The sequence below is a fragment of the Nocardia cyriacigeorgica NBRC 100375 genome (assembly GCF_000308555.1).
Classification (GTDB): domain Bacteria; phylum Actinomycetota; class Actinomycetes; order Mycobacteriales; family Mycobacteriaceae; genus Nocardia; species Nocardia cyriacigeorgica.
In genome coordinates, this window is record NZ_BAFY01000320.1 from 23,702 (window position 1) to 31,967 (window position 8,266).

Below are 8,266 nucleotides of genomic sequence, written 5' to 3' on the forward strand. Positions count from 1 at the left end.
ATCCCGTCCCCTCTAGCCTGATTCAACTTTGTTGTGTTAGATGCAACATCATGGCGGAGCGAATCGACGTTCCCGGCGCGGCCCACCTGGTCCTCGCCGACGGTGTCGCGCACCTCGACCCCGCAGCAGCAGTCCACGAGGCAATGCTCGAGGGGTGGGCACGTCAACAGCGGGTCCGGTTCCTCAAAGCCGACACGATCGCCAAGCGCGTGCGACTTGTACAGCGGGTAGTCGAGTTCTCGAATCTGTATCCGTGGCAATGGAATTACGCCGAACTCGAAGCATTCATCGACAGCCTGCGCAACCGAACCAACCCAATCGAGATGTCGACCGGCCGCGCCTACCTCGTCGAGCTGCGCCTGTTCCTCGAATACGCCAGCGACATCCGCTACGGCTGGACCGGGATCTGCCTCGACCGTTTCGGCGAAGCCCCACGCCAGGTACTCGGCGAATGGAACATGGTCGCCCACGTCAGCGACTACGAAGGCCGCCCCGGACGCCGACCACTGACCTATGACGAGGTCCAAGCCCTGTTCGACGCAGCCGATTCCCGCGTCGCCGCGATCCGCGCCCGCGGTCGCAAAGGCTCACTCGCCGCGCTGCGCGACGCGACGCTGCTCAAGACCGTCTACGCCTACGGGCTGCGCCGGCGCGAAGCCTGGGGACTGGACCTGCCCGACCTTCGCCACAACCCGAAAGCGCCGCAGTTCGGCCGCGTCGGCGCGCTGTTCGTGCGGTGGGGCAAATCCTCCAAGGGCAGCCCGCCCAAGCGGCGCACCGTGCTCACAGTCCCGGAAATGGACTGGATCGTCGATGCGCTCGAGTACTGGATCGAGGAAGTCCGGCCCTTTCTCGCCCCGGGAAAACATCCTGCGCTGTGGGTGACAGAACGCTGCGGTCGGCTTTCCAAGCGGGGCATCAACGAGGCGTTCGAGCAGGCCCGCATCGATGCCGGACTGCCCAAGGAACTGGACCTTCACAGCCTGCGCCACTCCTACGTCACCCATCTGATCGAGTTCGACTACCCCGAACGGTTCGTCTCCGAACAGGTCGGCCACGCCTACGCTGCGACGACCGCGATCTACACCGGTGTCTCCGACGATTACCGAAACCGATTGCTGACCAAGGCGTTCCGGGCGCAGCATCCCGAACTCTGGGAGGAATGAGATGATCCGCAAGATGGGAATCACCTGGCACCTGCGGCTGAGGATGGCCGAGAAGGGTCTGTTCCAGACTTCCGACCTGGTCCCGAAGCTGGCCGAGCGCGGAATCCATCTCTCCCGCGAGCAGGTGTTCCGGCTGGTCACCCAGGACCCCCAACGACTGTCTATGGACACCCTCGCCGCGCTCTGCGACATCCTCGACTGCACCCCCAACGACTTGATCGAGATCAGTGCGGTCAACGCCGAAGTCCGCAAGACCGCCGACCAGAAGGCCGGCCCCAGACCCGAGTCCCGACCCACCACGATCCGGCGGCCGAAGCTGACATGACAGCCGGTGAACCAGCCGAGACGGCGCGGGCACGAATCATCGTAAGAGTCGCCGATTCGGTGGCGGACCTGGACTCTGAGACCGCTCGCCGAATGCTCGACGAGCTCGGCATACTGCGCACGCCCCGCAAATTGGCCGACTACCTGGGCCGGGTTCCCGACGCCTTGACCCATCCGGAAGTCCTGGCCCGCCCGAGCGCGGACGTTCCTCCCGGTCGATCCGGCTGGCCCATCACCTCATCGAGGCCGGCTATGACACGATCACCGTCCCCAGCTGCAACGGGTGCGGCAGGCCGACAAAGGATCTGACATGCCGGACCTCGGCCGGACGGGTCTGCATGCGCTGCTACAAACGAGATCCGCGCTCGCACGAGGAATGCGGCCACTGCGGGCGACTGCGCACGGTTTATGGCCGATCTACCGATGGCACCGCCCGATGCCAGGCCTGCATCGCGAAGCCGCTGCACGAATGCTCACATTGCGGAACCACGGCTCCGGCGCACAGCCGCACCGACGATGGCATGGCCGTTTGCCAGCGGTGCTATCGCACGCCGAAACGCACCTGCGGCCGATGCGGACGGCTCGGAACCGTCTCGCGCCGCGCCACAGAAACCGAACCCGACATCTGCGCTACCTGTGTCGCTATGGCCGATCGCGCGGTCGCTGAGTGCACTGTTTGCGGACACACCCGCCACTGCTCCCGGATCCGCAACAACCCGATCTGCTACGGGTGTCGAACCACGCCCGAGCACCGCTGCGGAATCTGCTCCCGGACCCAACGCGCACAGGCTATCTGGCCTCTCGGACCGGTTTGTCGCACCTGCTACGAGCGAGCCCGGAGCAACCCCGAGCCATGCCACCAATGCCACCAACGTCGCGTTCTGGTCGGCCGCGACAGCGAGGCGGCACCGATCTGTGGTCCCTGCGCCGGGATCGAACTGACCTACTCCTGCCGCCGCTGCGGCGCCAGCGGGGACCGCTACAGCGACCAGCAGTGCGCTCGATGCGTTCTCACCGAACGCATCGATGCGCTACTTTCCGCGCCCGGCGATTCGATCCCCGCGCATCTCGAACCTGTCAGGGAGGCGCTGCTCGGTGTCGAGGATCCACGAAGCATGCTCTTCTGGCTGCGGCGCAGCCGCACACCGGCGCTGCTCGCCGCACTGGCCGCCACCGGCGAGCCGATCACCCACGACACCCTCGACGCCTCAGCCCCCACTCCGGCGCGGGCCTACGTCCGCGAACTGCTCATCACCGGCGGCATACTACCGCCTCGCAACGAATTCTTGGAGTCCCTACCCGCCTGGGCCAACACCCTGCTGGCAGGGGCCCCGACCCAACACCGCCAGAACCTTTCCCCCTTCATGCATTGGTTCCTGCTGCGGCGCGCTCGTCGGCGCGGCAGTACCTCGCGCGGCTCTGCGGCGTTCGTGCGCTCGCGCCTACGCCGGGCCGCCGAACTACTCGCCTGGATCGACAAGCACCAGCTCACCCTCAGCACACTCACCCAGGGCGAGTTCGAGCGATGGCTCTCCGAAGGCACCACCACCCGAGTCAACATCGACGCCTTCATCAGCTGGGCAGGGGCCCGAGGCCTGATCACCGATATCGCTTTGCCCCGGAAAGCCCGACACGGGCCACTCGGGGCTCTCGACGATGAGGAACGCCGCAATCAACTGCACCGCTGCCTCAACGACGCCGCGCTTTCCCTACCACTGCGTGTTGCCGGGGCGCTGATTCTGTTGTTCGGCCTCGAAGCCACCCGCGTCACGCACCTCACCCGCGGCGACGTGCGCGACGACGGCAACCGGGTCCGCCTCGCGATCGACGACCACCAGATCGACCTTCCACCGAAACTGGCGAACCTCGTCCGCGAATTGCGCGACGCCCCTGCAACCCCGTCGTTGATGAACCGCGCAGTCGGTGGATCTGCCTGGCTATTTCCTGGCCGTTATCCCTCACGCCCGATCGACAAATCGAGGTTCAGCAAAGTTCTCACCGCCCACGGCATCACAGCCAGGGACGGCCGCAACAGCGCCCGCTACGCACTCGCCAGCCAGCTGCCGGCCGCGATCCTCGCCGATCTGACGGGCACCAACATCAAGACCGCGGTCGAGTGGACACGATGGTCCAAACGCAGTTGGTTCGACTACATCGCGATCCGAGCCCGCGACCAGACGAACACCGCACAGGTCGAATAGCTGCCTGCCGCCAGTCGGGCCGGTCCCGCACTGCGGGCACCAAAACGGGTCGGGCCAGGCTGCTATAGGCGAGGCCCCACTCGCGGGTTGGCAGACCGTTACCGCTACAGCCCGCCTGTTGCCGAAAACGCCGACCGGGCACAGATCCGGGCGGGACCCGCAATGGCCCCCGTCGGTGGCGGCCAACGCTGTCGATCCGGTGACGGGGCGCGCGTCTGTCGTATCGGTGCGCGGCCGAGGTGTTCGAGGAGGCCACCGCTGGGTTTCGACCGTGGGCCCTACGTTGCCTCAGCTGCGGCATTCCCGGCTCCCCACACCGCGGAGGACGGGGCCGGGTCAGCGGGGGGAATCGGCGGGTTCGGCCGCGGTGTCGGCGTGGACGGTTTTGGTGCCCCAGCCGACGTGGGCTTCGCTGCGCATGCGGTCGATCATGTGGGGGTAGTGCAGTTCGAACGCGGGTCGTTCGGATCGGATGCGGGGTATGTCGTAGAAGTTGTGTCGTGGTGGTGGGCAGGTGGTGGCCCATTCCAGGGAGTTGCCGTGGCCCCATGGGTCGTCGACGGCCACGACCTCGCCGTATCGGTAGCTTTTGAACACGTTCCATACGAATGTCGTCATCGACGCACCGAGGAGGAACGATCCGATGGTGGAGATGGTGTTGAGGGTGGTGAATCCGTCGGTGGGCAGGTAGTCGGCGTAGCGGCGGGGCATGCCTTCGCTGCCGAGCCAGTGCTGGACCAGGAAGGTGGCGTGGAAGCCGATGAAGGTGGTCCAGAAGTGGAGTTTGCCGAGGCGTTCGTCGAGGAATCGGCCGGTCATCTTGGGGAACCAGAAGTAGATGCCGGCGAAGGTGGCGAACACGATGGTGCCGAAGAGCACGTAGTGGAAGTGGGCGACGACGAAGTAGCTGTCGTGGACGTGGAAGTCCAGCGGTGGGCTGGCCAGGATCACTCCGGACAGGCCGCCGAACAGGAACGTGACGATGAAGCCCAGCGCCCACACCATCGGGGTTTCGAAGGTGAGCTGGCCTTTCCACATGGTGCCGATCCAGTTGAAGAACTTGACTCCGGTCGGGACCGCGATCAGAAACGACATCAGTGAGAAGTAGGGCAGCAGGACCGCGCCGGTGGCGTACATGTGGTGGGCCCATACCGCCATCGACAGCCCGGCGATGCCGAGGGTGGCGTAGATCAGGGTGGTGTAGCCGAAGATGGGTTTGCGGCTGAACACGGGCAGGATTTCGCTGATGACGCCGAAGAACGGCAGCGCGACGATGTAGACCTCGGGGTGTCCGAAGAACCAGAACAGGTGCTGCCACAGGATCGCCCCGCCGGTGGCGGGGTCGAAGATGTGGCCGCCGAGGTGGCGGTCGAAGGCGATGCCGAGCAGCCCGGCGGTGAGCACGGGAAACGCCAGAAGCACCAGCACGCTGGTGACCAGTATGTTCCAGGTGAAGATCGGCATCCGGAACATGGTCATGCCCGGGCAGCGCAGGCATACCACGGTGGTAACCATGTTGACCGCGCCGAGGATAGTGCCCAATCCCGAGACCACCAGCCCCATTACCCACAGGTCCGCGCCCACGCCCGGGGAATGCACGATATCGGACAGCGGCTGGTAGGCAGTCCATCCGAAATCGGCGGCCCCGCCGGGGGTGAGGAACCCCGAGACCGCCATCGTCGCGCCGAACAGGAACAGCCAGTAGCTCAAGGCGTTCAGGCGGGGGAAGGCCACGTCGGGGGCGCCGATCTGCAAGGGCAGGATCGCGTTGGCGAACCCGAACACCGTCGGGGTCGCATAGAACAGCAGCATGATCGTGCCGTGCATGGTGAACAGCTGGTTGTACTGCTCGGGGGACAGGAACTGCATGCCCGGGCGGGCGAGTTCGCCGCGCATCAGCAGCGCCATCAGCCCGCCGATGAGGAAGAACGCTGTGGTGGTGACCAGGTACATGATCCCCAGCAGCTTGGGGTCGGTGGTGGTGAGGATCTTCCACACCGCTGAGCCCTTGGGTCCGCCTCGGGCTGGGAACGGGCGAGAGGCTTCGACCGATGGAGCCTGTTGAGCTGGGACCTGCACCATTTCCACTCCTCACCCGTGACCGGACCGAACCCCAACGGCGATACCCGCTCGATGAGCGCTCAAACGATGGTGCGCTCTTTTACCGGAAATCTGGGGAAGGCTCGGCGCCGCCGGTGTTTCCGAGTAGGACCTCGACCGGTGGTAGCGCGGTGGGTAGCCGTGCGCTGTCTTCGTCGCGGGAGCCGCGGCGCTGGCCGCGCGGGCGGCGCCGACGGCGCCGAAGCAGCAAGGGACGGCGTTTCTCGCGGGGTGGGCGGTCGTTGGCGATCAACACCGCCATCCACGACAACGGCAGTGTCACCCCCATGATCGCCGCGGCCACCCAGCCGGGACCACCAGCGGCGTACACGGCGGTGGCCAACAGCAACGACGGCACCCGACACGCCATCAGGACCACGTACTTGCGGACCCGACGGCGATGCTGTTCGGGGTAGGACAAGCCCGCGGCGGTGATCAACGCCGCCTGCCGCTCGTCCCCGTCGGCCCCAGAGCCCGGCGCAGACCGTTTCATGCGCAGGCCTTACCCGCCTGCGCCATACCGAATCACCGCGCGAATGTCGGATCCGCAGTGAGCGCATTGCTGACTGTATCGTCGGGCCGGATGCGATGTCGGTGACCGGCGCCTGGCCGAGCTGTTCCTGCGCGATCACGGCGGGCGAAGCAGATGCCGGTACGCATTGCCACCGATGTCGACGGGTGGGGGCCGGGAACTGTTTTAGGCGAGCAGGCGCGGGCATTTCGCAACAGGTCGTGTTGGGGCGATCGGATCGTGCAGTCCCGAGTGGCGAACTGTCTTGTCACAGGGGGCGGAAAGGGGCTTTGGTGGTGTCGAGCACAGTGGTCTCGCTCCTGGCGGCGAGTGGGGAGGGGCCGCCGGGCTTGTTGCCCGCTCGCCAGCAGATGGCGTTCTCGTTGGGCTGGCATATTGTGCTGGCCTGTTTTGGCGTCGCCTTTCCCGCCATGATCTATGTAGTGCATCGGCGTGGCCTGACTCGTGAGGATTCCGTCGCGCTGGGGCTGGCCAAAAGGTGGGCGACGGTCTCGGCGATCCTGTTCGCGATCGGTGCTGTTTCGGGGACGGTGCTCAGTTTCGAAATGGGGCTGTTGTGGCCGGGGCTCATGGGTCGCTACGGCGATGTTCTCGGTCTGCCGTTCGCCTTGGAGGGCCTGTCGTTCTTCATCGAGGCGATATTCCTCGGGATCTATCTGTACGGGTGGGGCCGGATGCCGCCGCGTCGGCATCTCGCGATGCTCATCCCGATGGGCGTGGCCGGTGTGGTCGGCACTTTCTGTGTGGTCAGCGTCAACGCCTGGATGAACAACCCGACCGGTTTCCGGATCGTCAACGGTGAGGTCACCGACGTCGATCCATGGCGAGCGATGTTCAACGACGGGGCTGTTCTGCAATTCGCCCACATGTGGGTCGGGGCTTTCATGGTGGTCGGCTTCGTCGTCTCGGGCGTGTACGCGGCCGGAATGCTGCGAGGCCGCCACGATGCCCACCACCGGCTGGGCTTCACAGTTCCCTTCGTCTTCGCGACCGTCGCCGCACTGATGCAACCCGTCATCGGGCACATTCTCGGAATGCGCGTGCACGATTCGCAACCGGCGAAATTGGCCGCGTTCGAACTGGCCACCACGACCGAAAGCCCAGCTCCTTTGCGTCTGGGCGGAGTGCTGGTGGACGGCGAGGTCCGCTGGGCGCTCGACATCCCACGTCTGGGTTCGATCATCGCCCGCAATTCCTTGACCGCGCCGGTGCCCGGTCTGGACTCGGTCCCGGTGCAAGACCGCCCGCCAGTCAACATCACCCACCTGGCGTTCCAGACCATGGTCGGCATCGGGACCCTGCTGGTGCTCGGGGTGGTGGTGTTCTGGCTGATGCGGTGGCGGCGCCGCGATCTGCTGGGCAACCGGTGGTTCTTGCGCTTCGCTGTCGTCGCGGGGCCGCTGGCGGTGCTCGCGCTCGAATGCGGCTGGATCGCCACCGAAGTCGGCAGGCAACCATGGACCGTGTGGCAGGTCCTGCGCACCGAAGACGCCGCGAGCACGAGCACGGGGCTGTGGTGGAGCTTCACCGGTGTGCTGCTGGTCTACCTCGGTATGACGGTGGGTGCCGTCGTCGTGTTGCGTTCGATGACGCGGCGCTGGCGCGCAGGCGCCGAATCGATTGCGGCTCCTTACGGTCCCGGTGACTCGCCTGTCGACCAGGCGCAACGGGAACACGACTCCGGAGGGCGGTGACCGATGGACCTGTCGGATGTCGTGGCGACCGCGATGTTCACCGGAGTGGTGTTGTATGCGCTGTTCGCCGGCGCGGACTTCGGCTCGGGTTTCTGGGACCTGACCGCGGGCGGGCCGACCCGTGGCGCTCGCCTTCGGGTGTTGATCGACCACAGCATCGGGCCTGTATGGGAAGCGAACCACGTGTGGCTCATCTACATCCTGGTCTTCCTGTGGACCGCCTATCCCACCGCGTTCGCGGCCATCATG

The 8,266-nt window shown here is 65.9% G+C and carries 7 protein-coding genes; 5 read left to right on the top strand and 2 right to left on the bottom strand.

Annotated features, from left to right (window positions below; all coding sequences use genetic code 11):
• The first annotated feature begins 50 nt into the window (after positions 1-50).
• The 3 genes from RJ05_RS27145 to RJ05_RS32035 all read left to right on the top strand — a co-directional run bounded on the left by RJ05_RS27145 (position 51) and on the right by RJ05_RS32035 (position 3,691).
• Positions 51-1,166, top strand: a complete 1,116-nt coding sequence (locus RJ05_RS27145) for a tyrosine-type recombinase/integrase (RefSeq protein ID WP_036542417.1) — start codon at positions 51-53, stop codon at positions 1,164-1,166.
• A 1-nt stretch (position 1,167) separates the two neighbouring features.
• A complete protein-coding gene (locus RJ05_RS27150) occupies positions 1,168-1,491 on the top strand; it encodes a helix-turn-helix domain-containing protein (protein ID WP_036542420.1) in 324 nt (107 codons plus the stop codon).
• Between the two features lie 1,114 nt (positions 1,492-2,605).
• Positions 2,606-3,691, top strand: coding sequence for a hypothetical protein (locus RJ05_RS32035; RefSeq protein ID WP_036542423.1), 1,086 nt, complete (start codon positions 2,606-2,608; stop codon positions 3,689-3,691).
• Between the two features lie 336 nt (positions 3,692-4,027).
• Here RJ05_RS32035 and ctaD read toward each other — a convergent pair whose 3' ends face one another.
• Positions 4,028-5,773: an aa3-type cytochrome oxidase subunit I gene (gene ctaD / locus RJ05_RS27160; protein WP_051016956.1), complete on the bottom strand. Its 1,746-nt coding sequence runs from the start codon at positions 5,771-5,773 to the stop codon at positions 4,028-4,030.
• 79 nt (positions 5,774-5,852) lie between these two features.
• Positions 5,853-6,284 (bottom strand): DUF3099 domain-containing protein, encoded by a 432-nt coding sequence (locus tag RJ05_RS29610; protein ID WP_051016957.1) that lies wholly within the window; start codon positions 6,282-6,284, stop codon positions 5,853-5,855.
• 311 nt (positions 6,285-6,595) lie between these two features.
• Here RJ05_RS29610 and RJ05_RS27170 point away from each other — a divergent pair, with 311 nt between their 5' ends.
• Both RJ05_RS27170 and RJ05_RS27175 read left to right on the top strand, forming a co-directional pair.
• Positions 6,596-8,017, top strand: a complete 1,422-nt coding sequence (locus tag RJ05_RS27170; RefSeq protein WP_051016960.1) for a cytochrome ubiquinol oxidase subunit I — start codon at positions 6,596-6,598, stop codon at positions 8,015-8,017.
• Positions 8,018-8,020: 3 nt separating this feature from the next.
• Positions 8,021-8,266, top strand: a 246-nt coding sequence (locus tag RJ05_RS27175) for a cytochrome d ubiquinol oxidase subunit II (RefSeq protein WP_036542426.1), incomplete at its 3' end; no start/stop codon positions are given.